General features: G+C 65.6%; 19 protein-coding genes. 11 read left to right on the top strand and 8 right to left on the bottom strand.

Annotation, left to right across the window (positions count from 1 at the left end):
• The first annotated feature begins 1 nt into the window (after position 1).
• On the top strand, positions 2-1,618 hold the full coding sequence (locus V9F06_04000) for a methyltransferase domain-containing protein (GenBank protein ID MEI2616794.1): 1,617 nt from the start codon (positions 2-4) through the stop codon (positions 1,616-1,618).
• Here the strand turns inward: V9F06_04000 and V9F06_04005 are convergent.
• Both V9F06_04005 and V9F06_04010 read right to left on the bottom strand, forming a co-directional pair.
• Positions 1,615-2,370, bottom strand: coding sequence for a PIG-L deacetylase family protein (locus tag V9F06_04005; protein ID MEI2616795.1), 756 nt, complete (start codon positions 2,368-2,370; stop codon positions 1,615-1,617). The two genes, V9F06_04000 and V9F06_04005, sit on opposite strands and share 4 nt — an antisense overlap.
• 48 nt (positions 2,371-2,418) lie before the next feature.
• Positions 2,419-3,630, bottom strand: coding sequence for a galactokinase family protein (locus V9F06_04010; GenBank protein ID MEI2616796.1), 1,212 nt, complete (start codon positions 3,628-3,630; stop codon positions 2,419-2,421).
• Between the two features lie 117 nt (positions 3,631-3,747).
• Here V9F06_04010 and V9F06_04015 point away from each other — a divergent pair, with 117 nt between their 5' ends.
• On the top strand, positions 3,748-5,859 hold the full coding sequence (locus V9F06_04015) for a helicase-associated domain-containing protein (GenBank protein MEI2616797.1): 2,112 nt from the start codon (positions 3,748-3,750) through the stop codon (positions 5,857-5,859).
• Positions 5,860-5,884: 25 nt separating this feature from the next.
• Here V9F06_04015 and V9F06_04020 read toward each other — a convergent pair whose 3' ends face one another.
• Positions 5,885-6,253, bottom strand: coding sequence for a RidA family protein (locus V9F06_04020; GenBank protein ID MEI2616798.1), 369 nt, complete (start codon positions 6,251-6,253; stop codon positions 5,885-5,887).
• 168 nt (positions 6,254-6,421) lie between these two features.
• Here V9F06_04020 and V9F06_04025 point away from each other — a divergent pair, with 168 nt between their 5' ends.
• From V9F06_04025 to purD, 4 genes are all read left to right on the top strand, one after another.
• The gene (locus V9F06_04025) at positions 6,422-7,357 is read left to right on the top strand and encodes a hypothetical protein (GenBank protein MEI2616799.1); all 936 of its coding nucleotides are present in this window, start codon (positions 6,422-6,424) and stop codon (positions 7,355-7,357) included.
• A 129-nt stretch (positions 7,358-7,486) separates the two neighbouring features.
• Positions 7,487-8,209 carry a SprT family zinc-dependent metalloprotease gene (locus V9F06_04030; protein ID MEI2616800.1) on the top strand — a complete coding sequence of 241 codons (723 nt, stop codon included), beginning with the start codon at positions 7,487-7,489 and terminating at the stop codon, positions 8,207-8,209.
• Positions 8,210-8,359: 150 nt separating this feature from the next.
• On the top strand, positions 8,360-9,973 hold the full coding sequence (gene guaA / locus V9F06_04035; protein ID MEI2616801.1) for a glutamine-hydrolyzing GMP synthase: 1,614 nt from the start codon (positions 8,360-8,362) through the stop codon (positions 9,971-9,973).
• Positions 9,974-9,996: 23 nt separating this feature from the next.
• Positions 9,997-11,268: a phosphoribosylamine--glycine ligase gene (gene purD / locus V9F06_04040; GenBank protein MEI2616802.1), complete on the top strand. Its 1,272-nt coding sequence runs from the start codon at positions 9,997-9,999 to the stop codon at positions 11,266-11,268.
• A gap of 3 nt (positions 11,269-11,271) precedes the next feature.
• Here purD and V9F06_04045 read toward each other — a convergent pair whose 3' ends face one another.
• On the bottom strand, positions 11,272-12,069 hold the full coding sequence (locus tag V9F06_04045) for an SDR family NAD(P)-dependent oxidoreductase (GenBank protein ID MEI2616803.1): 798 nt from the start codon (positions 12,067-12,069) through the stop codon (positions 11,272-11,274).
• 20 nt (positions 12,070-12,089) lie between these two features.
• Entirely contained in the window at positions 12,090-12,611 is a 522-nt protein-coding gene (locus V9F06_04050) for an NUDIX hydrolase (protein ID MEI2616804.1), read from the bottom strand.
• A 218-nt stretch (positions 12,612-12,829) separates the two neighbouring features.
• On the opposite strand from V9F06_04050, the gene V9F06_04055 reads away from it, so the two are divergent.
• On the top strand, positions 12,830-15,166 hold the full coding sequence (locus V9F06_04055) for a VanW family protein (protein ID MEI2616805.1): 2,337 nt from the start codon (positions 12,830-12,832) through the stop codon (positions 15,164-15,166).
• Positions 15,167-15,656: 490 nt separating this feature from the next.
• Here the strand turns inward: V9F06_04055 and V9F06_04060 are convergent, their stop codons facing one another.
• Complete coding sequence (locus tag V9F06_04060; protein MEI2616806.1) at positions 15,657-16,796, bottom strand: citrate/2-methylcitrate synthase; 1,140 nt, start codon at positions 16,794-16,796, stop codon at positions 15,657-15,659.
• 207 nt (positions 16,797-17,003) lie between these two features.
• Between V9F06_04060 and V9F06_04065 the strand changes: the two genes are divergently transcribed.
• The gene (locus V9F06_04065) at positions 17,004-17,324 is read left to right on the top strand and encodes a hypothetical protein (protein MEI2616807.1); all 321 of its coding nucleotides are present in this window, start codon (positions 17,004-17,006) and stop codon (positions 17,322-17,324) included.
• Here V9F06_04065 and V9F06_04070 read toward each other — a convergent pair.
• Together V9F06_04070 and V9F06_04075 are read right to left on the bottom strand one after the other, a co-directional pair.
• Positions 17,321-18,739: a DEAD/DEAH box helicase gene (locus V9F06_04070; protein MEI2616808.1), complete on the bottom strand. Its 1,419-nt coding sequence runs from the start codon at positions 18,737-18,739 to the stop codon at positions 17,321-17,323. The genes V9F06_04065 and V9F06_04070 overlap by 4 nt on opposite strands.
• A gap of 389 nt (positions 18,740-19,128) precedes the next feature.
• Positions 19,129-20,181, bottom strand: coding sequence for a CvpA family protein (locus V9F06_04075; protein MEI2616809.1), 1,053 nt, complete (start codon positions 20,179-20,181; stop codon positions 19,129-19,131).
• Between the two features lie 168 nt (positions 20,182-20,349).
• Between V9F06_04075 and V9F06_04080 the strand changes: the two genes are divergently transcribed.
• Genes V9F06_04080 through V9F06_04090 form a run of 3 tightly spaced genes read left to right on the top strand, consistent with a single transcriptional unit; the run spans position 20,350 to position 26,752 of the window.
• Positions 20,350-22,950 carry an RNA-binding domain-containing protein gene (locus V9F06_04080; protein MEI2616810.1) on the top strand — a complete coding sequence of 867 codons (2,601 nt, stop codon included), beginning with the start codon at positions 20,350-20,352 and terminating at the stop codon, positions 22,948-22,950.
• A 4-nt stretch (positions 22,951-22,954) separates the two neighbouring features.
• Positions 22,955-23,809: a DUF72 domain-containing protein gene (locus V9F06_04085; GenBank protein MEI2616811.1), complete on the top strand. Its 855-nt coding sequence runs from the start codon at positions 22,955-22,957 to the stop codon at positions 23,807-23,809.
• Positions 23,810-23,830: 21 nt separating this feature from the next.
• On the top strand, positions 23,831-26,752 hold the full coding sequence (locus V9F06_04090; GenBank protein ID MEI2616812.1) for a hypothetical protein: 2,922 nt from the start codon (positions 23,831-23,833) through the stop codon (positions 26,750-26,752).
• Positions 26,753-26,776: the final 24 nt, after the last annotated feature.

Below are 26,776 nucleotides of genomic sequence, written 5' to 3' on the forward strand. Positions count from 1 at the left end.
CGTGGTCGTCGATCGCTCGCGTCGTCGTTGCCTGCTGTGTGGTCAGACGTTCGAGGGCCGGACGTTTCTGTGCCGCGCCTGTTCTGACCGCTACCGTGGCCGGGAGATCCCGCCGGAGGTGCGCAAGGCGTTCTACGAGGCGCTCGATCGCGAATACCCGACCCGTTCGAACACCTACGGCGCGTACAACGAGCCGACAGCGCTGCTGGCCGACCTGACGACGCTGCCGCGAGACTCGCGCATTCTGGAGCTGGGCGCGGGCGGCGGATTCCTGGCCACAAGGTTGGCCGAGCGCGGCTTCAAGCGCCTGACGCTGAGCGATCTCACGGCCACGTCGCTGGCCGCGCTGCGGGTCAACGCGCCGGATGCCCTGCTGGTCGGCGCGGATGCTGAGCGGCTGCCGTTCGCCGACGCGACCTTCGACGTGGCCGTCTCCAGCGACGTCATCGAGCATCTGCCGGATGTCGAGGCGCACGTCGCCGAAGTGGCACGGGTGCTCGCGCCGGGCGGCCGATACTACCTGAAGACGCCGAACCGCCTGACCGCCGATGTGTACTATCGCTTGCGCGGGCTGCACGATGCCTACTTCTGGCACCCCAGCATGCTGTCACCGGGAGAGCTGCGGGCGACGTTTGGCCGGCACGGCTTTGCCGTTCGCATCCTGGCGCAGCCTCGACTGACTGGCGCGCAGATCGCCAAGCTGCCCGGGCCGAAAGGGCTGCGCCCGCTGGCCGCGCGGCTGCCGCTCGGCTGGCTGCCGGCCCCGCTGCGGCCGCACCTCGAGGCGGTCGCGGTCAAGCGCGACATGACGGGAGGCAGGGCCACCATGGGCATGCGATTCACCGGCGAGCGGGTGATCCCCGAACTGCCCGAGCTGCGCGTCACCTATCTCCAGAGCCTGGCAGCCTACGAACACGCCGCGGGACTGGCTGACGGGAAGCGGGTCGTCGATGCCGGGTGCGGCGAGGGGTATGGCGCGGCGTTGCTGGCCGGGCCGGCCACGCTGGTCGTCGGTCTGGACCGCGACCCCGAGGCTGTCGCCTGGGCGGCCGGCAAGTACGGGGCAACCGATCGGCTCGCGTTCGTCGCCGGCGATGTCGCCGCGCTGCCGATTGCCGACGGCGCGGTCGATCTCGTCTGCTGCTTCCAGGTCCTCGAGCATCTGCCCGATCCGCTTGCGTTTCTCCGCGAGGTGCGCCGGACGCTGGCGCCCGGCGGGGCGCTAGCGCTGACGACGCCGAACCTGCTGGTGGCCGGCGCGCGGCCGAACCCGCACCACGTCCAGGACTTTAGCCCGGCCGCGCTGGGCGTGCTGCTGCGACAAGTGTTCGACGACGTCGAGCTGCTCGGCGTCTTCGGCAGCGATGCCGTCGGGGCATACCGGGCCAAGAACGACGGTGTGGTCCGCATGATCACCCGACTCGACCCGCTCGGGCTGCACAAGCGTATTCCCACGCGGGTGCTCGAACCGATCCACGTCGGACTGACGCGGGTTGTCCGGCGGCTGCTCAACCGCGGCAACCGTGATCTCGTCGCCGAGATCACGACCGCCGACTTCCCGATCCGCGGCGGCGATGTCGATGGCGCGATCGACCTGCTGGCGGTCTGTCGGGTCTAGTCGAGCTTGAGGTACTTGAACCCTTCGGCGAACTCGAACTCCTCGGCGCCCGGGTATGGCTTCGCTCGCGCATCGGCGGCCCCGTCGCGGGCCCAGCGGGTCAGCGCCGGCCGGAAGTCCCAGTCTCCCATCTGGCTACGATGCTCGGTCAACGCGGCGATTTTCGTCTCCAGATGCTCGCCGTCGAAGTTTACGAAGTGGTCGCACTTCTCCCGGGACGCGTTGATGTAGACCTCGGTAACCTTGTGCGGCGCCAGTCCCTCGGCCAGCAGCTCCGGGAAGGTAAGCCGGTCGCGCGCCGAGGGGAAGAGTGCTGCCAGCGTCGCCTCACCCATCGCGATGTGGTCTGGGTGCTGGACGTAGCCCGAGCCCTCCCAACGGGCGGTCGGGTCCTGGCAGATGATCGCGTCCGGCTTGTGCTGGCGGATGACGCGCGTCAGCGTGCGGCGCATGTCGAGATCCGGCACCAGCTCCGCGTCGCGCATGCGCAGGAAGACGACTTCGGAGATGCCGAGAACGGCGCAGGCGGCGCGCTGCTCGGCCTCGCGCGTGGCGACCAGCATCTCGCTGGTCATCTCGAGATCATCGCTGCCCTTGTCGCCGCTCGTTCCGAGGACGAGGATCACTTCCTGTCCCTCGCTGACCCACTTCGCGATGCTGCCGGCGCAGCCGAACTCGGCGTCGTCCGGGTGCGCCATCGCGACCATGACTCGACGGGGAGCAGACTCTTCGTGTGCCGCCTGATCTGACACTGGCAATCCCTTCAGCGTACATAACCTGACTTCCGTGATCGTCGGGAGTCAGCCAATAATCGTTGATCCCTGCGCTATCCGGCAGACGATCGGCGCGCGATCGCCCATCGCGCGCTGGAGCGCTGGCATCGCGTTACGTTCGACCAGCACGAGCGTCGCGCCACCATCCCCGCCGCCCATCATCCTCGCGCCATAGACGCCCGGCACGGCCCGCGCCGTCTCGACGATCGTTTCGACCGCCGGGTGGCTGATCTCATACAGCGTCGCCGACGAATGGCCGGAGGCGTCCATCAGCCGGCCGAGCGCAACGCTATCGCCGGCCTCGATCGCCGTCTCGGCAAGCCTGACGCGCTCGACCTCCCCGACGATGTGCCGGACTCGCCGATCGAGCGGCGCGGGTAAGAGCGCAAGGGCCGGCTCGAGCTCGGTGGCCGGCAGGCTGGCAAGGTTGCCGATCCCGCACCCGGCGCGTTGCAGGATGTCGAGCGCCTCGTGGCACTCCGCGACACGAGCCGGGTAGCGCGACGCTGATAGCGCATGACGAACGCCGGAGTCGATCACGGCAAACACCGTGTCTCCCAGATGTGACGGGAGCCCGCGAACTCTCTCACTCCGATTCGAGAAGCGCAACAGCCCTCCAGTGACAGACGCGATCTGATCGAGCATTCCGACTGGCGCCCCGAGCCGATGTTCCGCCTGTTGCGCGATCGTGGCGACCTCGAAGCGGGTCAGCGTGACCTCGGCCAGCCTCGCGATCGCCGTGACCAGCGCGACGAGCAACGCCGCCGACGAGGCCAGCCCGACGCCGGGTGAGATCGTCCCACGATACGAGAACGCAACGCCGGGCAGACTTATGCCCGCGGCGGCGGTTGCTGCGATCGCTGCCCGCGGAAAGTCGAACCAGCCCGGAGCGATCGGCATCGCGCGACGGTCGAAGTTGGTGACAAGGTCGAGTGGTTCGGCGCGTGTTTCACTGGCCATGTCTAGCGCGGTTGCCTGGAGCAGCCCGTTGGCGCGACGCTGGGCAACGACAGCCACCCAGCGATCGATGGCCGCAGTGATGACCTCGCCGCCGTTGTAGTCGACATGATTCCCGACGATCTCGATTCGGCCCGGCGCAACGACCGTGATGTCTGGCTGGCTCCCCCAGAGGGTGGTGGCGTGGCGCTGAACGGGCAGGTAGAGGGCGGCATCGGGCAGCGCATGGTTGCGCGGACCAGTGCTGTCGATAGTGGACGCGTCAGAGTCGGCTGCAACCATGCGCGCATCATAACAGGGCGCATCGCGCCGGCGTCCCGGCGCACGCACCGGACTCTTGCCTATAATCCCGTGCACGAATAGTGCGACGAAGTCGGACGCGTGGAGGAGGGGCGGGCGATGCGAAACCTGCTGGGCCGCCTGCTGCAACGGTCTTCGGCCGAGCTCGACCGGATCGCCGCGTCGTGGTCGGTGGAGCTTACAGGTCACGACCGACACTCCGACGTGTCGTTCCTCTATCGGACGATGACCGATGTCTGGGCTACCCGCGATGTGTGGGAGCGTGTTTCTCCGACTGGCAAGCGGCTTATTCGCGCGCTCGATGATCACGATGGCGCGGCCTGCCCGCCTGCTGTTCTGGCCGCCGAGGCCGAAGTCCCGTTGGCTGATGCTCGCCCCGAGCTCCGGCATCTCTTCGACCTGGGCATCATCTCTTCAGAGGGAACGGCTGATCCGGATGCTCCCGTCTTCTTGCCACGCGAGATGGGGCTGATGATCGAGCGCGTCGAGGCGGAACAATCGGCCATCGTCCAGTGGGACGCGCCGCTCGCCGAGCTGATGGCCGCCGTGCCATATCCAGAGCTGGAGGAGGCGGCGATTGCCTGGGGAGCGCGCGTGATCCCGGCGATGCACGCGCGCGGCGAGCTGGTCGGGCTGGTTCAAGCGCAGCTCTCACATCCCGACCGTGTCAGCCGCATGATCGCAACACTCTCTCCTCCCGCGCGCAATATCTGGGCGAGGCTCGGCACGGCCGGTGGTAGCCTGGCGCTCGACGAGCTGCTCTCGCCGGCCGATGTTCCACTGCAGGCGCGCCGTCGGATTCTTCGCGAGCTGGCCTCTCCGCTACTGCTCTGGCATGGGTACGACGAGAAGGGAACCCGGCTGGCAGCCGTGCCGGCCGAGATCCTCAATCCCCCGCCGGTCGAGGTCGAGCCGCCACCCGATTTGATCCTGCTGGAGACGGCTGATGTCGTCGAGCCGGAGTGGCTCTTCCCGTATGCGGCCGGCTGGGATGTATTGACGATCCTGCGCGAGGTCCAACTGAGCGGCCCGCGCTGGCGTGTCCTCGCCGAAGCCGATCCCGCGTTGGTTCGACGGCTCTCCCGCAGGCTCTGGTGGGCGGATCGGGAAACACGAGATGTGCCAACCGGCTATCTGTCGTTCGTCGTCCGTGTTGCGGCGCTGGCCGGCATCCTCCGCGACGACGATGGACGCGCGGTCCCCGGCGAGGCCGCCGCGGACTGGCGCGAGCACGGCTTCGCCGCCGCCGGGAAGCGGCTTGTTGCGGCCTGGGCCGGTGTTGAGGAGTGGATCGAGGGTCGCGAGCGGGTGGATGCGACGCTCTATGGCGCGTCCTGGCCGCTGTTTCGCCAGCAGCTCATCGATGCGCTCGGAGATCTGGACGAGGACCAGTGGTACGACCAGGGGCGCTTCATCGAGCGGCTGCTCAAGGCGCGGCCCGACCTGCTGCGCCAGGCGACGGTTGTCTCGGTTGGCTCTGCGCCGCGTCGCGCGCGGATCGATACGCCAGAACAGGTCCAGGACCGCCGGGAGCAGATTCTCTCACTCCTCACCGGCACGACGCTGGAGACTGCCTGCGTCTGGCTGGGCCTGATCGAACGCTCGGCGACGTTGCACGGCCGGCGGGCCGTGTTGCGGGTAACGCCGTTCGGCCGGTGGGTCGCCGGCCGGCGAGTCGAGCCAGGATTGCCATCACTCGGTCAGGCTGCGATCGCGGTTGGGGGTGGATTCCAGGTGTTGCTGTATCGCCCAACCCCCCGCCGTGTCTGGTCGCTCTCGGCGATTGCGGAGCTGCAATCACTCGATCGTATCTCGACATGGGCGCTCACTGCCGAAGCGTTTACCAGGGCGCTGGCCGGCGGCTTGTCACTCTCACAGGTGACGACCTATCTCGAGCGCCAGAGCGGCGTGGCGCTGCCGCAAAACGTCGCCTACACCCTGGCGGAATGGGATCGGGGATATCGGCGGGTCTGGCTGCGGCGCGCCGTCCTCCTCGTTCCCGAGGAGGGCGAGGAGAGCGAGCCGATCGTCGCTGCGTTGAAGGACGCCGGACTCGAGCCCGAGCTATTGAGCGACGGTCGGATCGCGCTGGTCTTTGACGAGCCGGACGCAGGCGAACGACTGTACGGCGCTGCTACCCGAGCTCTACGCGAGCGTGGATTCGCGCCGCTGGCCGATCCTCACTCGCCCGCTCCTCGCCGCCGTCGTTGATCGGCGTCGTCGGATAGCGAGCCGATTATTGCGAGTCCGCGGCGAGCGCGATACAGGCGAAGCCACACTTCGCTGTCGTCGGCACCCCGAACCTGGCAGTATGGCGGGCCGGCAGCCCGTTCGGGAAATGGAGCTTGTATTCGCGGTTGATCTCGTCGTACTCGGCCGAGTTCGTGATGAGAAGCGTCACCTGGACGACGTGGTCCATCGACGAACCGGCCTCCTCCAGCAGCGACTTTATGATTCCGAGCGCTGCCCGCGCCTCCTCGGTTGCGGTGCCGCGGATCCCGCCGGAATGGCCGGAGACGAACACCAGTCCGCCGGCCTTCGTCGCGCGCGAGAACGGTCGCGCTTCATCCTCACCCGGCATCCCAAAGAACTCGATCCCGTGCATCGATATCCCCTCCCGTTTCCTGTGTCCCGATGTTATCGGGCGACGCGGCGCATAATGCCAGCCGGCACAGGGTGAGGCAAGCGCCTTCGGCATAGCTGACCTGCTGATGAACGGAGCGAGGTAGCTGATTCGCTCGACATCCTCGATGGAACGGTGGATGAGCCTGACATGATCATCGAGCCGGAACTGGCCGCCGCAATCGCGGCACATCACCCAGAGGCGTCGATCGAGGCGACGCGGGACGAGTGGGGCAACCTCCGCCTGGTCGTTCGCGATGATCAGGGCAAGGAAACGCGATACGTGGCAGAGGTCGTGCCACCGGACGCGATGGAGTGGCGTCGTCGCGAGCTGCGCGTCGTCCAGAGTGGTCTGCTTCGTGCGCTCCCGGCCGGAATCGAAGCGGGCCTGCGCGACGTCATCACGACCGCTGCCGGGGATCAGCTGGCGCTCTTGCTGGACATCCCGCGCGCCTCTGACGACGCGCTCGACGTGGACATGGTTCGCGCTGTCCTCGTCGCGTTGGCGCGGATGCACTCGGCGTTTGCCGGGTTCCCGGCACGATTGACCAGCGGGCTGAAGCTGTTGCCGATGGGCCAGTGGCTCACGATGAGTAACCCCGCTTCGGACGTCTCGCTATCGATGAAAGACGGATGGAGCGCGTTCGCCAGAGACATGCCGAGTGCCTGGGATATCATCGCGCGCTTCTTCGATAATCCTGCCCCGCTGGTGGATGCCCTTCGTGATTGCCAGCCAACCATCATCCAGGGGTTGTCGACCCCAGCGATGGTGTCGTTTCGCGTTAACGCGGTCGTCTTCCACGACTGGTGGTTGCTGGCTCGCGGCCCCGGCGCGCTCGACCTGGGCGCATTCGTCGTCGCGGGCTGGCCCACCCGTGATCTGGGTGTTGCTGGCTGTGTCGAGATCTACCGGGCGGAACGCGCGCGGCTCGGTCGGCTGCCGGCGGACGGCGAGCGGTGGGAGCGGGAGTTGGCGCTCGGCTTGTTGGCCGGGGTGCTGCGCGGCGGCTACGATCTGTGGGAGGGGCCGCAGTGGTATACGACATGGGAGGATATCGTTATCGCCGGCAAGGCAGCGATCGGCTGATCGTAGCGGTGTGGGCGCGGCTCGGATTCTCCTCTGCCCCCGCGTCAACCCTGACCGCATCGACTGTGCGGTCGTGCCGGTCTGTTTTGTGGCGTCAACGACAGCCAATCCAGCGGAGAATGCTCCACCATGCACTCCACCAAGGAATCCGGTGTCACGCGCGCAGTGATAGTTCTCGACGGTCGCGAGGTTCCGGTGACGATCCGCCCGAGCGATCGCGCGCGTCGGCTGCGGCTGCGGGTGTTGCCGGAGATCGGCCTGGAGATCGTCGTTCCGCGCGGCGCAACTCGCGACGACGCGCTTGTGTTCGCCCGCCGCGAGCGAGATTGGATCCTCCGCCAGCTTGCGATGCTGCCGCGGTCCGCGCCGCTCCTGACGATCGCCGATGGCGTCGCGATTCCCTACCTTGGCGGGCCGCTCCGCATCCGGCTCATCCGCGCAGGACGCACGCGACGAATAGGCGATGAGCTTGTGCTTCCAGTAGCCGCCGGCCTGGATGTGGTCGAACGTTGGTATCGCGCCGAGGCTCGCCGGCTGAGCGGCGAACGCGCTAGCGCGCATGCCGCCACGCTGGGCGTAACGTTCGGCCGGCTTGCGATCAAGGACACGCGGTCACGTTGGGGAAGCTGCTCCTCGAAGGGCAACCTGAATCTATCCTGGCGGTTGGTGATGGCGCCGATGGAGGTGCTCGACTACGTCGTTGCTCACGAAGTTGCCCACCTCCGCGAGATGAATCACTCTCCGCGCTTCTGGGCGACCGTTGAGACGCTCTGTCCACGGTACCGTGAGCATCGACGCTGGCTGCGGGCCAATGGCCCCACGCTCGCTGCCTGGCCGCGCGTCGCCCCCTGATGCGTGAGGAGGACTGCCCTGTCTGCCGGGATCCAGCCGTTGTTGCTCGCCCGACATTAGGGCTCGGTGGCGCCCATCCTCGGTCTGGCCGGCCATCGGTACAATTCCACCGACAACCTGTGATCCGCGTCCGACCGTAGAGGAGTCAGTGTGAACCAGGCCGAAGGCGCTACTATCCAGGCAGAGACCGCCGCTGAGAGGCTCCTCAAGGAGTCGCCGACGCAGGTCGATACGGCGATTGTCATCGACTTCGGCAGCCAGACCGCTCAGGTGATTGTTCGTCGTGTCCGTGAGGCGAATGTCTATTGCGAGCTGGTACCGTACGACGCCGACGCGACAGTGCTCGACAGGCTGAAGCCGAAGGGGATCATCCTCTCCGGCGGGCCGGAGAGTGTCTATGCCGAGGGCGCGCCGCAACTGCCAGACTGGGTCATCGGCAGCGGCCTGCCGATCCTCGGCATTTGCTATGGGATGCAGGCGCTTGCTCACGCGCTGGGCGGACGAGTGGCGCCGAGCGACCACCGCGAGTTCGGCCCCGCCCGCGTCCAGCGCGTCGCCGAGCACGCGCTGTTCCGCGACCTGCCGGCCGAGTTCGATGTCTGGATGAGCCATGGAGACCGGATCGAGCAGGTCCCGGACGGTTGGGAGCCGTTGGCCGTAAGCCCCGCCTCCCCGATGGCGGCGATGGGAGTCGCGACCCGTGTCGGCGTCCAGTTCCATCCCGAGGTTGCCCATACGCCACTCGGTCGGATGATGATCCGGAACTTCCTGTTCGATATTTGTGGCTGCACCGGCAACTGGACTTCTGGGTCGTTTATCGACGCAACCATCGCAGATATTCGCCACCGCGTAGGAGACGATCGAGTGCTGCTGGCGCTTTCAGGCGGTGTCGATTCATCTGTCGCTGCCGCGCTCATCCACCGCGCGATCGGTGACCGACTGACGCCCGTGTTCGTGAACAACGGGCTGCTCCGCGAGGGCGAAGCGGAGATGGTTCAGGAGGTATTCGGCCGGCACTTCGGGATGAACCTGGTCTACGTGGACGCGACCGACCGGTTTCTTGGCCGGCTGAGGAGTGTGACGGACCCGGAGGAGAAGCGCAAGACGATCGGCGATGAGTTCATCCGCGTCTTCGAGCGTGCTGCCGTCGAGCAGAGCGGGACAAAGCCATTCCGCTTTCTCGCCCAGGGCACCCTCTATCCGGATGTCATTGAGTCGGCCACGCCCGATAACAAGGCCGCGCACAAGATCAAGACGCACCACAACGTCGGCGGGCTGCCGGAGGATCTGGCGTTCGACTTGATTGAGCCCCTGCGCTTCCTCTTCAAGGACGAGGTCCGCGAGGTCGGCAGGGCGCTCGGCCTGCCGCGCGACATCGTCGAGCGCCAGCCGTTTCCCGGGCCGGGACTGGCCGTCCGGTTGCTGGGTGAGATCACCGAGGAGGATCTCGCGATCCTGCGGCGCGCCGACGCGATCGTCCGGCAGGAGATCGAAGCGGCTGAACTGGACGACGACGTCTGGCAGTACTTTGCTGTTCTGTTGCCGGTGCAATCTACCGGGGTCATGGGTGACTACCGCACGTACGCGAAGGTCTGCGCCATCCGGGCAGTCACCAGCGAGGACGCGATGACCGCCGACTGGGCGCGGTTGCCCCACGATCTGCTGGCGCGGATGTCCTCGCGGATCATCAACGAGGTTCAGGGCATCAACCGCGTTGTTTACGATATCTCCAGTAAGCCGCCGAGCACGATTGAGTGGGAGTAGCAGTGCAGCGTCCACGATCTCAGATGCGCATCCTGGTCGTCGGGTCGGGCGCGCGCGAACACGCGCTCGTCTGGAAGCTGGCCCAGAGTAGCCGGGTCGGAGAGCTGCTGGTCGCGCCGGGCAACGCCGGCCTGCGGGGGCTGGCAGAGAGCCTCGATATCGCGGTTACCGACATCCCCGGGCTCGTGGCTGCGGTCGAGGAGCGCGACATCGACCTTGTCGTGGTCGGGCCGGAAGCGCCGCTGGCGGCCGGCCTTGCCGACGAGCTACGCGAACGCGGGCGCGCGGTCTTCGGCCCTGGCGCGGCTGGCGCGCGGATCGAGAGCAGTAAAGCCTGGGCGAAGGATCTCATGGTCGAGCACGGCGTGCCGACCGCCCGTGGCGTTGCCTGCGACTCTCTTCCGGCTGCGCTGATTGAGCTGGAGAAAATGCCCGGGCCGGTCGTCGTCAAGGCGGACGGGTTGGCAGCCGGCAAGGGTGTCATCGTTTGCCAGACGCACGCAGAGGCGGCGGCGGCTCTCCGCTCGATGCTGGACGAGCACGCCCTTGGCGACGCCGGGTCACGTGTCCTCATCGAGGAGTGCCTCGTCGGTCCCGAGGTCTCGTTTCTGGCGTTCGTCGATGGCGACACCGTCGTCCCACTCATCCCGGCGTGTGATTACAAGCGAGCGTATGACGGCGACGAGGGACCGAACACTGGCGGCATGGGGGCGTATAGCCCGACAGCGCTGGTCGACGCGGCGATGTCCGAGCGGATCGTCAGTGAGATTATTGGGCCTGTCGTCCGCGGGATGGCGGCGCGTGGGATCGACTACCGGGGTGTCCTCTACGCCGGCCTGATGCTGACCGACGCCGGCCCGAAGGTAATCGAGTTCAACTGTCGCTTCGGTGATCCCGAGACGCAGGTAATTCTCCCGCTGCTGGACGCAGATCTGGCCGAGCTCTGCGCTGCAACCGCCGCCGGCCGGCTGGCCGAGCTAGCGCCTCCCGCCTGGCGCTCCGGCGCATGTGTTGGCATTGTCGTTGCCGCCGGGGGATACCCGGGCGCGTATACGAATGGCCACGCAATCCACGGCCTCGATCGGCTCCCCGAAGGTGGCATCGCCTTCCATGCTGGCACGGCCCGGGCCGGCGACGCGACGGTCACTGCCGGCGGCCGTGTTGTGACCGCTGTCGGCTGCGGCGCGGATATGGCAGACGCCCGCGAACTCGCCTACGCGACGGCAGGCGCGATTGGGTTTGAGGGAGCGTTCTGCCGCCGGGATATTGCGCTCAGAGAGATCTTCACCACCTGACACTCAGGCGGAGAGGAATCCGCCATCGACCGGGATCATCGCGCCGTAGATGTAGCTCGATAGATCTGACGCAAGAAACAACGCGACTCGCGCGACATCTTCCGGCCGGCCCCAGTGACCGGCCGGAAGTCGCGATTGGAAGTCGATGCCGGTTCGAAAGCTCTTGACCCGCGGGCGCAAGATCGCGTCACGCATCAACCGCTCGGTGCCCTGCGTGCGGATCGCGCCGGGGAGGATTCCGTTGACGCGAAACTGGCGGCGTCCATAGTCGCGCGCGAGCGATCGTGTCAACGCAATGACGCCGGCCTTGCTCATGCTGTAGGCGGCGAGGTGCTCGGTGAACGGCAGGAGGGCCTCGATCGACGACACGTTGATGATCACCCCTCCTGCTCGTTGCCGCCGCCGGATGAAGTGCTGGCACATCCAGAGAGCGGATTCCATGTTGACAGCTGAGACTTTCCGCAGGAATTCGGCGTCGATATCGAGGAAATCGCGGAACGGGTAGATGCCGGCGTTGTTCACCAGTGTGTCGGGCAAAGAACCCTCGGTGTCGATTCGTGCCCAGATGGCGTCGATAGCGCTGGCGTCGCCGAGATCGGCAGGGAGAGTATCGACGGAACGCCCGAGCGCCCGAAGCTCGGCGGCGAGTGCCTCGATACCCTGCTCGTCGCGATCGACCAGCAGCAAGTCCGCCCCGGCGCTGGCGAACAGCAGGGCGATAGCCCGACCGATCCCTGCCGCCGCGCCGGTGACAAGAGCGCGGCGTCCGGTCAAATCGAGCAGTGTCGCTGGCGTATCCATGTTGCGTTGCCTCTTCCGCCTCAGCCTCGAAGGTGCGCGAAGATCGCGGTGATTGTCTTGGCGTCGCAAATCTCGCCGGAGGCAATCAGCTCGGGAACATCTTCTACGCTCACCCGGACGATCTCGATCTGCTCATCCATCTCCGGCGCTGCGCCGACTTCGCGCAGCCCGGTCGCCCGATAGGCAATCAGCTCTTCGTTGCACCAGCCGGGGCTGATGAAGAAGCGAACGAGCGGCTCGACTGAGCCAGCCTCAAACCCGACCTCCTCGCGAAGCTCGCGGATCGCGGTCTCGCGCGGATCTTCGCCCGGTTCGCGGGTGCCGGCCGGCGTCTCGAGCAGGCCTCGGCCGGCTGCGTACCGAAATTGCCGGACCAGCACCAGTGTGCCGTCATCCATCACAGGCAGAATCGCGACCGCGCCCGGATGCTCGACTACCTCGCGGACGCCGATCCTGCCGGAGGGAAGCTCGACCCGATCGACCCGGACGCGGAGGAGCTTTCCGGCGAATACAGTTTCCGACGAGATGCGCGCCTCGGTCATGTTTCCTCGATCCCGTTCATCCTTCGATCTCCCCCACATGGTATCGCGCGTCTCGATGCCGGGGCAGCCGCCCGACCGGGTATGGCACACTACACGGGCCGCGTCGCATGGCAGCGTGCCTGCTGTTTATTGCGCGGCGCCCTGCCGTTGTCGTCACCACGAAGCTGCCCGGGCAGTGGATGACGGAGACCGCTAGACGACGAGACGCGAGCTTACTATTGAGTATCGTACGAGATCAGCGGCCGACCACGTTCGGTTGGCCCTTTCGTTTCTCTCCCGACGAGCATGTATCGACCGGACGGGACGCCGGCGGCGCCCAGCGAGCGCGCATCGCGGCGCGGGCGTTGATCCTGCTGGCGATTCCGGCGGCACTGCTGCTCGTCAGCGGAATGATCGCCGGGCTGCCGCCCCGCGGGAGTGAGATCGAACAGGGCGTCCGGGTTGGCGGGGCCGAACTGTCGGGCGGAAGCCAGACACAGGTGACCTCCGAGCTGAATTCGCGATTCGCAGCGTTCCAGCAACGACCGTTGACCTTCCGCCTCGATGGTCGAACCGCCGAGGTCGACCCGGCTGATCTCGGTCTGCGCTTCGATTCGTCCGCGACCTATGCGCGAGCCCTCGGCGTCGGCCGCGGTGGCACGTTCGGCGCGGCCGCCGAGCGGTTGGCTGCGCATACTATCGGCGTCGATATCGCGCCAGTTTACAGTTACGATCCGACCCGGCTTGCACAAGTACTCTCGGCACTCAGCGAGGGGTCGGTTGTTGCGCCGGTTGATGCCAGCTTCTCGTTGCAGGGGAACGCGCTCTCGATCAATCCATCCTCGGCAGGAACCGGCGTGGATTCACGGGATGTCGAGCGCCAGCTCCGCGCGGCGATCAACGGTCTGAAGGTCGTCCCGATTGAGGCGCGCATCATCACCGTGAAGCCAACAACGACGACAGCCGCCCTGCAAGCAATCACCGATCCGGCCATCCAGGCGCTGAGTGAGACTGTCTACCTTTCCGATTCCGGCCAATACTGGACGATCACTCCGGAAGCGCTCGCCACCGCGATCACCGTCCGCGACAAGCGTCTCGCGCTCAACCCGCTGGTCATGGATTCGATGCTGGACACGCTCTCGCCGGCCATTCACCGTGAGATGAAGGACGCGACAATCGTTCTCGGTGACGATGGCAGATTTCGTATCGATCCCGAACTATCGTCTCGCGATCTCGACGTGCGCGCCAGTCGCCTCGCGTTGCAGCAGTCACTGCTCGGCGGTCAGCACCAGGTCGCGCTCGTCGTGAACGAGGCGACGCCAAAGATCACGACAGCAACCCTCGATCCACTGCTCGGTCGCGCTAACGACATCGCCGACCGTGGCATGGTCGTAACCTGGCCAGATGGCGAGCAGACACTGGACGGCGTCGCGTTTGCGGGAACCCTGCGAATGGATCCGACGACGCAGTCCCTGACCGTCGATCAGGAGGCGATGTTCAAGGTCGTCGAGCCGGTCGCGCGCGGTGTTAGCCGACCTGCGACAGGATACCGCTGGAAGGGCGGCGCGATCGTTGCGCCCGAGGGCGCCCTGCCGGGTCGGTCGGTCGATATTGCTGCCAGCGTGCGCGCGATCACGCGCAATACGCTTGGTGGGGAAGGCCGGACGGCGCTTATCGTCGACGAGCAGAAGGACCCCGCCGCGGGGGATTCGGCAATCGTCATCCACGAGGTTCTGGGCAGCGCATCGACATATTACGGAAGCTCCAGCCACAACCGGGCCACGAACGTTGAGGTGGCGGCAGCGGCGGTCAACGGCGCGCTGATCGCGCCGGGTGGCACGTTCAGCTTCAACAACGCCATCGGCGGCACGGCAACCCTCGATGATGGCTATCAGGTGGGCTTCGGAATCGTCGCGGGCGAAAACGGAGTGCCGCGGACGGTGCCGTCGGTTGCTGGGGGTATCTGCCAAGTCTCGACGACCGTTTTCCAGTCAGCGTTCTGGGCTGGAATGCCGATCGGCACTCGCAACTGGCACCTGTACTGGATCCCGAACTACGGCAATGGCCCCGGCGGCATGACGGGCCTCGACGCCACGGTTGACCCGGACTACGGTCTCGACTTCACGTTCTACAATCCGACAAATAGTTGGCTCGCCGTCCGCGCAGTGACCGATGGCGAGTGGTTGACGGTCGAGCTGTGGGGTACAAGCCAGGGCTGGCAGGTGCATGTTGATGATCCGGTCATCTCAAGCGTTGTGAGAGCTGACCCGACGATGGTGTACCAGCCGAGCGATCAGCTCGGACCCGGCGAGCAGATTTTCGTCGAGCACGCCGAGGATGGCTTCAGTGCCGCGATTCATCGTGTTGTCAAGGATAAGGACGGCAACGTCATCGACGAGACGACGTTCAATAGCTACTATCAGCCGTCTCGCAACGTGACGCTGGTGGGTCCGAATGTCACCATCCCGGCGCCGACACCTGTCTATCAGCCGCCTGCTGCCGACGATCCCACGCCGCCGGCCGATGACCCGACGCCGACCGTTCCGGCTGCAGAGCCAACCCCGTCGAGCCCCTGATCAACCAGCACTGTTGAGTGACATAGATAACGACGCGGCGCCATGAGTACAGCGACTAGCGTGATGTGTCCTGTACTGTGGTGCGACAGCCACCCCGGCCGTTTGTCATGCTGAGCCTCAGCGAAGCATCTCCTCATGCTGGATGCATTCAGACGCAGGAGAGATCCTTCGGCTGCGGCCTCAGGATGACAAGGTGCGGGGAGGCTGCCAACCTGACACATCATGCTAGTCACTGTACTGAGTGGCCCGACCAGCGTGACGTGTCCGGTGCTGTGGTGCGACAGGCACCACCGCTCGTTGTCATTCCGAGCCGCAGCGAGGAATCTCCCCTGGCTGGATACAGTCGAACGCAGGGAGATCCTTCGGCTGCGCGGGCGCCCTCTGGACGATACATGACAAGACACGGGACTGGCTGCCGACCTGACACATCACGCTGGTCAGAGCAATGAGCGCCGCGTCGTTATCATCGGTCCGGTCGTTGTTTGCGAGATCAGCCGCGCTGGTCGATCGGCACGAAGTCCTGGTGCGCGGGGCCAACATACTCAGCCTGCGGGCGCATCAGCCGGTTGTCCTGCATCTGCTCCATGATATTTGCGCTCCAGCCGGCGATCCGCGACAGCGCGAAGACGGCTGGCATCAGATCCGGCGGGAACCCGAGATTGTAGAGCAGTGGCGCCGAGTAGAACTCGACATTCGGGTAGAGCTTGCGCTCGGTGAAGTACGGATGATGGTTGGTCAGCTGCTCCATGTTGTGGGCGAGCTGATACCACTGAGTGTCGCCGACCTCGTTGGCGACCTTCTCGGACCACTTCATCAGATGATTCACTCGCGGGTCGCGAGTCTTGTAGATGCGATGGCCGAGGCCCATCAGCCGGCGCTTGATCCGCAGTGACTCATCCACATAGTCCTCGATCTTGGCGGGGTCGTGGATCTCGAGGAGCATGTTCATCGCCATCATGTTCGCGCCGCCGTGGGCAACGCCCTTCAGGCTGCCGAGCGCCGCGGTGACCGCTGAGTAGAGATCGGAGGTCGAGGAAATGGTCGAGCGCGCAGTGAACGTCGAGGCGTTCATCGAGTGTTCGGCCAGCAGACACAGGTACAGGTTGAATGCGTCAGCCTGTGTTTGAGTTGGCTTCTCGCCGCGGACCATGTAGAGGAAATTCGCGGCGGTGCCGAGTTCGGTGTCCGGAGCGATCGGTTCCTGGCCATTGCGGAGGCGCTGGTAGGCAGCAAGGACGGTCGGCATTGCCGCCGCAAGACGGGTCGCCTTCTCGCGCAATCCTTCGTGGCTCAGATCATCCTGGTTGGCATCCTCCATGCCCAGCGCGGTGACGCCGACCTTCAGTGAATCGATTGGCGCGCCAGTCCGTGGCAGCGCTCTGATCGTATTCAACACGTCGCTCGAGAGTTGGCGATGATGGTGGATACTGTTGCTCAGTTCGTCGAGCTGAACGCGAGTCGGCAGCGCGCCATACCAGAGGAGGTACATAACCTCTTCGAAACGCACGTTCCCTGCGAGGTCGTTGATGTTGTAGCCGCGATAGGTCAGGATGCCCTCGGTGCCGTTGACCGAGCTTAGTTGGGTCTGCGCGACAACGAGACCCTCAAGGCCGGCTGCTGCTGCTGTCATACGCCAGTCGTTCCTCTCGTCCCGGACCCGGTCCGTCACACGCACACCCGGGTGTCGTGTTGCCGAGCCGACTCCACTCCGGTATCAACAGGGCGACATCGCCCGTATCCCCACGCTTGCGGCGTTCGGGTTCGACCCGCACGCGGCCAATGGCTATCCTAGCACGATTCAAGCCGCGTAATGGGCGGCGCAGGAGGAGGTGGGCAGGTGAGCGAAATCGAGCGATCGACATCAGAGGGGTTGATCTACGTCTGGCTCGAGCATGATCCCGCGGCGGCTGCGGCGGATGTGACGATCCCCGATATCCCCGGGATCAATGATCTCGATCAGATCGCCGACGCGATTCGCGATGGTCGCGTCGGTCGATATCTGCCAGTGACACTGCATTTTGCCGATCACCCGGCCCCCGGCCCCAAGCGGGTTCGCGCCGTCGATGTCGCTCGGCTGCTGCGTGACCGCAACATCCGCCACCGGCGGCGCTACGAGGTGATGATCGGCGCGTTCGACGACCCGGATACGGGCGACTAGCGCCGTGGGCGGCGACGGGGCGAGAAGCAGGCCGCGCAATAGACTGGCCGGCTCGGATCCGGCTGGAACGGCACCTCCGCGCGCTGGCCGCAGGCGCTGCAGACGATGTCATGGCGTGTCGATGTCGCCGGGCGGACCTGTGGCTCCTCGCGACGCAGAACTGCGGCCGGCTGTGGCGTTCGGCGCGCTGGCAGCTCCTCACGACGGATGGCCGCGGCCGGCCGTGATGTCCGGGGAGCGACAGGTGTTGGGCTGTCGCTCATGGCAGCGATCGCCCCGCGCCACGTTGCGCGGGTGATCTGCCGGCCGAGGCCGCGCTCGAGCTGCCGCCACTTCGGCCCGTCCTCCGGCCCAAGCAGGGTGATCGCCTGGCCCTTGCGCCCCATCCGGCCGGTTCGGCCGACGCGGTGGGTCAGAAGCTCCGGCGACTCGGGCAAGTCCACGTTGATGACCTGGTCGATGCTAGTGATATCGAGACCACGCGCGGCGACGTTCGTCGCCAGCAGGATCTGGACCTTGCCGCTGCGAAAGTCCTCCATCACGCGGTCGCGGGCATTCTGCGAGAGGTTGCCTTGCAGCGCGCCGACCGGGTATCCGTCTTCCTCAAGCTTGCGCGCCAGCTTCTTGACCCCGTGCTTGGTCCGGCCGAAGACGATGATTGAGCCATCGCCGCGGTGGTCGAGCAAATCGCGGAGCGCGGTGAGCTTGTCGCCGTCTGGGATGTCGTAGGCCACGTGATCGATCGGGGCGCTGTCCTCCGGACGCGGGTCGACGGAGACGTGAATCGGATTATCAAGGTAGGTCCGCGATGTCTCATCGACCCAGCCGGGCACGGTTGCCGAGAAGAGCACGGTCTGGCGCTGTCGTGGCGCGCGCTTCAGGATTCGTTCGACGTCCGGCGCGAACCCCTGGTCAAGCATCTCGTCTGCCTCATCGAGGACAACCATCCTCAGGCGCGAGATGTCCATGACGCCCTGATTGAGCAGGTCTACGATGCGTCCCGGTGTGCCGACAACAATCGGAGCACCGCGTCGCAGCGCCGCGATCTGTGGGCCGGCTGCGCGTCCTCCGAAGATCAGAACGGTCGAAAGATTTCGCCGGCGACCGAGGTCGTCGAGCACGCCGCCGACCTGCACCGCCAGCTCGCGCGTTGGAACCAGCACAAGGACCTGGATTTCGCGGGCGCGTGGATCGGCCAGCTCAATCGCCGGGATGCCAAAGGCCAGCGTCTTACCTGAGCCGGTCCTCGCCTGTCCGATCAGGTCACGTCCATCGAGTAGCGGCCGGAGCGCGCGGGATTGGATCGGTGTCGGGGTGGTGATATCCATGGATGTAAGCGCCTGGATCGTCTCCGGGCGCAACCTGAGGTCGCCGAACGAAGCGACGCTCGCTTCGCGAGTCAGCATAGCCGTCATTATGGTGCCTTATTTCTGCGCAGCGCTCGATACGAGTCTGGTGTTTGTCGGGCCGGAACTGACCGCCCGACGACCTCCGCGCTGCGCGATTGAGGAGGAACACAAGCCGTGCACGATGAAGAACGGTGAGCGTGCACACTCACAACCTTCGTAGTGTACCACCGCTGTCCAGTGCCGCTGGCAACCGCCGACAATCCCCGTCGGACGATCCAAAGCTCGTTCGCCAGCTCGGGGCGTCCCTGCAAGGTTCTGTCATTCACGACCCGGACGGAGAATGGCAGAGGACGGGGTGGGCTGCCGAACGGGCGGCATTGGTCGCTCGACCCACGGAGCGCGACGCTACCGGGCTTCGGTCGTCGTGGCGATCGAGAGCTACGGCATGCTGGCCGTCAGGCGCTGCGCGGCGTTCCGCAATTCGGGCAGACCGACATCCCCGGACCGAGGACGGTGTTGCACGTGCTGCAATGATCGTAACCGGCCGGCAACTTGTCGGTGGGCTCGTCGGGCACAGGCTGATTCCCTGGAGTTCCGGTGGCGGCCCGCGCGATCTGGGGTGTGTTGCTGGGGATGACGAGATGTGGATCGGTGTCACTCATCTGGTCGGAGTGATCGACGGGAATCTCCGGCACGCTGGTGTGAACCGGCTCAGTCACGACGAGTGGGCGAGTCGCGCGAGTGGCAGGCCGGACAACTGGAGTTGGCTCGGCCTTATACCCGGGATGCTCCGGGCCGGCCGTCGGGGGGACCCGCGGGGGCAACGACGTATCGCGGGCGGCAGCGTGCGAAGGCTGCGTCGGCACGAACGGCGCCATTGAGGCCGGCGCGACTCGCTGCCCGGCGCTATCAAGCGCATAGGCTCTGTACCCGGTTGCAAGCGCGTAGATGATGATTGGCACCGCGATGATCGCTGCAGCCAGCAGGATCCAGCCGATGTCGTTGAGCAGCACGCGAGTCACGATCGATCGGTTGAGCGACGCTTCGTTGGCGTCGGAGAGAAGAAACAGTCGGATATATTGCAGGGTGAACGACAGAATCAGCGCGCCATTGAGCGCTGCGACCCCGGCGCCCAGAACTCGCGTCGCGGTTGTGTGACGCGCCGGCGCCAGCGTGGCGCCGAGCCCATAGCCGAGAATGAAGGTTGACGTAATCAGGAAGATCATCGCGACGAGGAACGCGCCGCTGCCCGACGTCAGCGTCGTCAGGCCGGCGAGATCATTCCCCCACGGGCGTGCCCAATAGTCGGACATCAGCACGCCGAAGAGGATCCCGAGCGTGACAAACAGCTCCTTCACCGGCCCGCGCCAGAAGCCAATCGGGGTGAGGAGCAGAATCAGCAGAATGAGCAGAATATCGAGGACGAGATAGATCGACATGCGGACTTCCAGCACCTCGTTCGGTTCGGCCGTCGAACCCGGCCGCTCCGCCGGCAGACGGGCCAGCAAGTGGGCGTTCCGAGTCTAACACGAGACTGGCATCCCGCTTGCGATGTCGATCCGTTGCCAACTGGCCGGATTGATACAATGGATGCCAGTGTGGCGGTTATCTTCGCCCACGATCCCGGATGATATTGCCCCGGGATCCTCACGGTGTTGAGAAGGGAAGTCCAACTATTGAGCAGGAGCAGACGCTCCCGCTCCGATGATCGCAGCCAGCGTGATCAGCATGCATTGGCGTGGCGGCGCATCGATCTGCACCTTCATACCCCCGGCTCGATCGACTACCAGGATCCGGATATCACCTATCTGGATATCCTTCGGAAGGCCGAGGCGCGCGGCGCAGACGTAATTGCGTTTACCGACCACAACACGATCCGTGGTTATGCGAACATGTGGCGGGAAATCGAAGACCTTGAACTGCTCGAAGCGCTAGAACGCTTGTCCCCCGTCGAGGAACGACGACTCGGCGATTATCGCCGGATCCTCAGGCACCTCCGTGTGCTGCCGGGCTTTGAGCTGACCGCGACGTTTGGGTTTCATATCACTGCAATCTTTCCGGAAGGGACATCGATCCGCCAGATCGAGCACACGCTTCTGGAGTTGAATGTCCCCGAAGATCGGCTCGACCTGGGCACCAGTGAGGTCGGTGCGACGGTCGATGTGCTCACAGCCTACGAGACGCTCTCGCGCCTCGGCGCGCTCGTCATCCCTGCGCACGTGAATTCGACACACGGCGTGGCGATGCAGAACCTGCCATTTGGTGGCCAGACGAAGATCGCATTCACCCAGAGCCCCTATATCGACGCGCTGGAGGCGACGGATCTGGAGTCGAGCAGTCGACGCAGCACGGCGCACTTCTTCAACGGCTCGAAGCCGGAATACCCGCGCAGGATGCACATTATCCAGGGCTCGGATGCTCACCGGCTCAACCGGGATCCAAACCGGGAAAGCAATCTGGGCGTCTGCGATCGGATGACCGAAGTGCTGTTAACCGACGTGTCGTTCGCGGCGTTGAAGGAGCTCTTTCGCTCGGATAATTTCAACCGTGTTCGTCCATACCGGCCGGCGCATGACCCGTATGACTTCATCCGGGTAGCGCGCGCCGAGGGCGAAACAATCGTCCAGTCGTTTCACGAGATCGCGCCCGCGCGCCGTGGCCGGCTCAGCCCGATCGTCCGCGACGCGGCCGCCTTCGCCAACGGCAATGGTGGAACGATCTATGTCGGCATCTCGGCCGTGTCAAAGGATCCTGTGATGGGCGTCGAAGACGCGCCGGAACAGGCCAGCGCGATCGCCGAAGACCTGGCCCGATACATCACGCCCCAGATCAACGGCACCATCGACATCCAGGAGACCGAGCAGAAGAAGATCATCGTCGTCCAGGTGCCGGCCGGCGATGATATGCCCTACGCGGTGCTCCCGAGCACGATCTATGTCCGCCAGGAGGGCGAGACGAGCATCGCGATGCGCGATGAGATCGTCCAGCTTGTCGTTGACGGGATGAAGATCGAGCGCGGCGAGCTCCCCGAACTCGTTTCGGAGCCACCCGCCGCGGTTGAGGCCCCGCACGAGCCGACCCGGACGCGCAGCTCGCGGCGACGGGGCCGGGGTCGAGGCGGTCAGACACGTCTGCAGCACGAGGAGCTGACTGCCGAGGATGCGGTCATCGATGTTGAGAGCGTCGATCCGACGATGGAGGACGGCGCGCCGTCCCTCGCGGTCGAACCAGAGCCAGCGCATCCGGTCGTCGAACCGACACCCCCGACGCGCGACATCGTTATCTGCGAAGAGGTCCCCTTTCCGAGGACTGGCGTCGAAGTCGTGGATTCGCACGAGAGCGATAACGTCACCTATCACGCGATGCGCGACCTGAGGAATCTCAAGGTCGTCCATAACGTGACCCGTGACTCGGCTCGGCGGCTGTGGCGCTACGCGATCACACAGCTCGAGCTCCATCCTGCGGGCGCGGACGAAGTCACCTGGCATGGCGACCGCGGGTACTGGAAGGCATACAAGCCGCGCGGCGGCGACGTGCGCTATAACCTCGTCTATCGCCACAACGACCACCTTCACATGTTCTATGGCGTGACTGACGAGGGACTCGATGAAGCCTGGCGCGCAGTAGTCCCTCAGCGGTATCTCCAGCCATCGGCCTCCGAGCCGGAACAGCCGGGCGACGAGGCAAATGGGCTCGTGTCGGAACAGCCTGCAGCCGTCGACAACAGCGCGCCGGATCATGACCTGGCCCCAGCGTACACCATCGGCGAGGAGCCTCTGGTGGCAGTCGAGCCAGTGGATGAGCCGGCTGCCCCCGAGCTTTCGGCGCCGCGGGAGTCGATCGTGGAGGAGGAGCCCGCTCCCGATCCGGTTCTGCTGCCCGACCCAGCGCCCGCAGAATCCGTCGTCGCGACACCGAAGCCGACCCGGCGTCGGCGTCAGGCACCGAAGCCCAGCGCGGAACCCCCGGCCGAAGACGCGACGCCAGAGCCAGAGGCGAGCGCCGAACCAACGCCCGAGGCAGCGCCAGACGATGCGCCGAAGCCCGTGCGTCGTCGTCGGAAGCCGACCAAGGTCGCTGAGGATCCGCCGGCCGACGAGGCTATCGAGAGCGCGAGCGTCGTGGGGCACGATGCGCCGGCCGAGCCGGTCGTCGCGCCGGTGGCGGACGTCGAGCCACTCGTTGAAGCGCCGAAGCCCGTGCGTCGTCGCCGGAAGCCGACCAAGGCCGAGGTGGCTGCCGCCGCCGACGAAACTGAGTCGCCGGCCGAGGAGTAGCCCGATGGCAGCCGATCCTCCTCGCGTCCGGGTCGGGACAGCGGCATGGTCCGATCACCAGGACTTCTACCCGAAGGGGCTGAAGCCTGGCGATCGGATCGCGTACTACGCCCAGCAGTTCTCAGTGGTCGAGGTGAACTCCAGCTACTATCACATCATGCCGGAGCGGAATTACCGGCTGTGGGTCGAAAAAACGCCGGACGACTTCATCTTCAACGTCAAAGCGTATGGTGTTCTGACCGGCCACAAACGCGACCAGGAGGCGACTCCCGAGATCTTCGACGCTTTTCGCGCGTCGTACCTGCCGTTGCGCGAGGCGGGCAAGCTGGGCGCGGTGCTCTTCCAGTTCCCTCCCTGGTTCGATGATAGCGAGACAAACCGCGAGCGTATCGCCTGGTGCGCCGAGCAGATGGCTGACGACCCGATCCTGGTGGAGTTCCGTCACCGCAGTTGGCTGACACCGCCGCGACAGGAGAGCACGCTCGACTTCCTGCGAGCTCTCCGCCTCTCCTACGTGACGGTCGATGCGCCGCAGGTCGGCGCGGGCACCGCGCCATTGGTCCCGGCCGTGACAAACGCAAGTCTGGCCTACCTTCGGATGCATGGGCGAAACACCGGGACGTGGTATAAGCGGGTCGAGACGACCGGCGAACGCTTCAATTACCTGTATAACCAGGATGAGATCGACGAATTGGCCGCTGTCGCCCAACAGTTGACTCAGCAGGCTCGTGAAGTGCATGTCATCTTCAACAACAACATGCAGAACTACGCCGTGGTCAACGCGCGAATGATGGTCGATGCGCTCGGGCTTGGCGATTCGTGGCATCCAGGTCCTCGCCAGGGTTCGCTCGGCATCTGATCCGCAGTTCTCTGGAGACGCATGACACAGCGTGATCCATTGTCTGCCGACGCATCCCCGCCCGACGACATGGGGGCGCAACTGCGAGTTGTCTTGCGGCTGGCGTTTGCCGGCAGCGTCGCGGACGAGCTTGCCGGGCGTATTCGTGATGAGGACGACCAGGCCGGCCTGCGCCGGCTGCTCCGGTCGGCACGGTCACGGCTGGTGTTGGATCACATGCTGCGGCGGCTCCCCTGGTGGCGCGATCGTGGCCAATCGACTGCCATCGGCGCTTCCAGCGCAGTCCGGCCTGATGACGCGGTCATGCTGATCGCGCGAGTCGGGCTTGGGCTGGACGTGCTCGACATCTCCCAACTACTCGATACGACGCCCGAGCAGGTCGCCGCCAGCCTGTTCGCCGGTCGCCGGGCGCTGGATCGCCGCATCGGCGAAGCCTGCGACCGATTCGCCGAGGCCATCGGCGAGTACGACGACCCGTCGGCCGACCCGGACGAGCGGGTAGCGCTCGTTACTCATGCGCGCTTCTGTCGCTCCTGCAACCAGGCGATCGAACGGTCGCGGCAGGTCGATACGTTGATTCATAGCGAGATGGATCGGATCTCCGTCGGGCTGGGCAGTATCCCTCCCGCGCGCGATCGTGCGACGAGGTTGCGGCCGGAGCTGCTCCTGCCGGCTGGCCTGGTTGCAGTTGCAGCACTGGTTGTCGTCGTGGGCGTCGTGGTCTTCGATCGCCTGACCGCGCCTTCGCACACCCCGGTTTCTGCCCTGGCCGCGCCACTGCCCGGACAGCCACTTACGGGCTGGCTGGTGACGAGTGGATCGTTGGGCCAGATTCAAGCGCGGAATCTGCGGACTGGTGAGATGCGAAGCGTCGTGCCGTCTGACAACGAGAACAAACGCTGGCCGTTGGTCTCCCCAGATGGTGGCCGGCTGGCACTCGTGCGACAGGCGCCATCTGCGCCGTTCTCAGGAGCATTTCACGTCGATATCTACGATCTCGACGGCGTGCTGATCGCGACACATGAATGGGGCGGCGATGACGCGTATCGCTGGCCGTTCGGCTGGCTGAATAGCACGACCCTGCTGATGGCGGAGTGGCCGTTGAGGGCGACCGATGAGACGATCGAAGCGTATCGATCCCGACTGACACGCGAAACGGTCTTGTTGGCTGTCGATGCCGCGAGCGGCGTTACTCGCGAGCTCCTCCGTGGGGACATCGGTTACGCGGTCGCTGCGCCCGACGGGGCGATGGTCGCGGTTATCGGTGGCAGTAATGTGGCTAATGGGCGGTTGACCGTGACGGTGCGCCCGGTGAGCGCCGATGGTCTGGGTCCGCCGGTATGGAGCTATGACACCAACGATCCCGGGCTGGTGTGGTCGCCGGACAGTGGGACCATCTATGCGTCGGTATTCACCGGAACGCCAGACTCCGGTCAATTTCCGGCGATTGTCGCGATCGATCGTTCCGGGTCGGTCACCACGCTTGTCCGCATGGGCGAGCTGGGCGCAGTGGCGACACCCGTCACGGTTACGCGGGATGGACAGACCGTCATCGTTGCCGCAGGGGACGGGTCGCTGACAGGGGTCACCTACTGGAAGGTCGACCGGACGAGCGGCGAGTCACAACTGCTCGATGGGGCCGAGAGCGACGGCTGGCCAATGATGCCGCTCTGGTCGCCTGATGGCAGGCATCTGCTGCTACCGATCCACGAACCGTTCTATCTGTTGTCAGGCAACGCCAGAACATCCTATCCCGGTGAGAATAGCTCCGTTGCGCTGGTCTCCTACGATGCATCGTGGCAGCGTCGGGTTGTTGGTGGCTGGCTCGACTCGACGCGTAGCCTGCTGGCCTGGCTGCCCGAGGAGCGCTTTGCGACGACGGAGCCCTCGCGCACTGGAGATGCGCCGACGATCACCGCGCCGGAGCCGGTGCGCCTGGTTCGACGGTCGTTGCAGACGAGCCCCGACAGTGCAACCTCCCCCGATGGACGTTTCGTGATTCTCTACGACAGCGACGCGAAGATACCGATCATCTGGGATCGCACGCGGCAGGACGGGCGGCAGGTGGCCGGCGACTCAACGGAGCTGACCTGGCTCCCCGGTGGACGCGCGATCCTCGGCGTCGTCCCATTTGCGGACGTGGCCAACAGGCTGGCTGGCTTTGCTGCGACCGCTGAGGACATTATCTTCACGATTGACTTCCAGCATTTCGATCCGGTCGGTCTGGCGGAAAACACGATGGCCCGGTATGAGCGACCATTGGCGTCGCCGAACGCCGCGATGATGTCGTTCTTCGTCGTCGACGAAGCGCGAGGCGATGTCACGCTCTGGATCGCGGGTTGGGGGCAGGGTTCGCGAGCTGTCGCCCGATGGTCGACTCCGCCCGGCGCGATCCCCAGTGTCCCCCTCACAGCCGCTTGGCTCGACGACCACACGCTGCTATTTGCTCGCCCCGATGACTGGGATCGTGGCATGCCGCGCCAGGCGACGGTCGTCCGCGTCGTTGTTGACGGCGCCGACGCGCAGGTCGATCAGCTGACCGGGCTCGGTGGCCGTGGCGGCGATCGGGGGGTTGTTGTCCGGGAGATGGCGGTGAGTCCGGATGGCAGTCAGCTGGTCTATCGCCTGCGACACTACCGCGCCTTCGCTGCCGATCGCGAGCTGAGAGATTCTGTCAGCGTCGTGGCGTTGACCGATCTGACCCGCCCGATCGAGATCGCCGGCGGGGGCATCGGAGCGGGGCTTTCCTGGTCGTCGGATAGCCGCTGGATCGCGACCGGGGCCGACGGTCGCATTCTCATCGCATCCGGTGACGGGCGCGTCATTCGCGATGTTGCCAGCGAGCTCCCCGGCGCGGCGCACCCGGTTTGGGTTGGCAACGAGGTCTGGTTCACGGCCCCGGATGCTGATAGCGCGCTATGGAGGGTCGTCGTCCGTAACTGACCTGCGCGCGAACGCGGGGACCTC

The organism is Thermomicrobiales bacterium, assembly GCA_037045155.1.
In the GTDB taxonomy this organism is placed as follows: domain Bacteria; phylum Chloroflexota; class Chloroflexia; order Thermomicrobiales; family CFX8; genus JAMLIA01.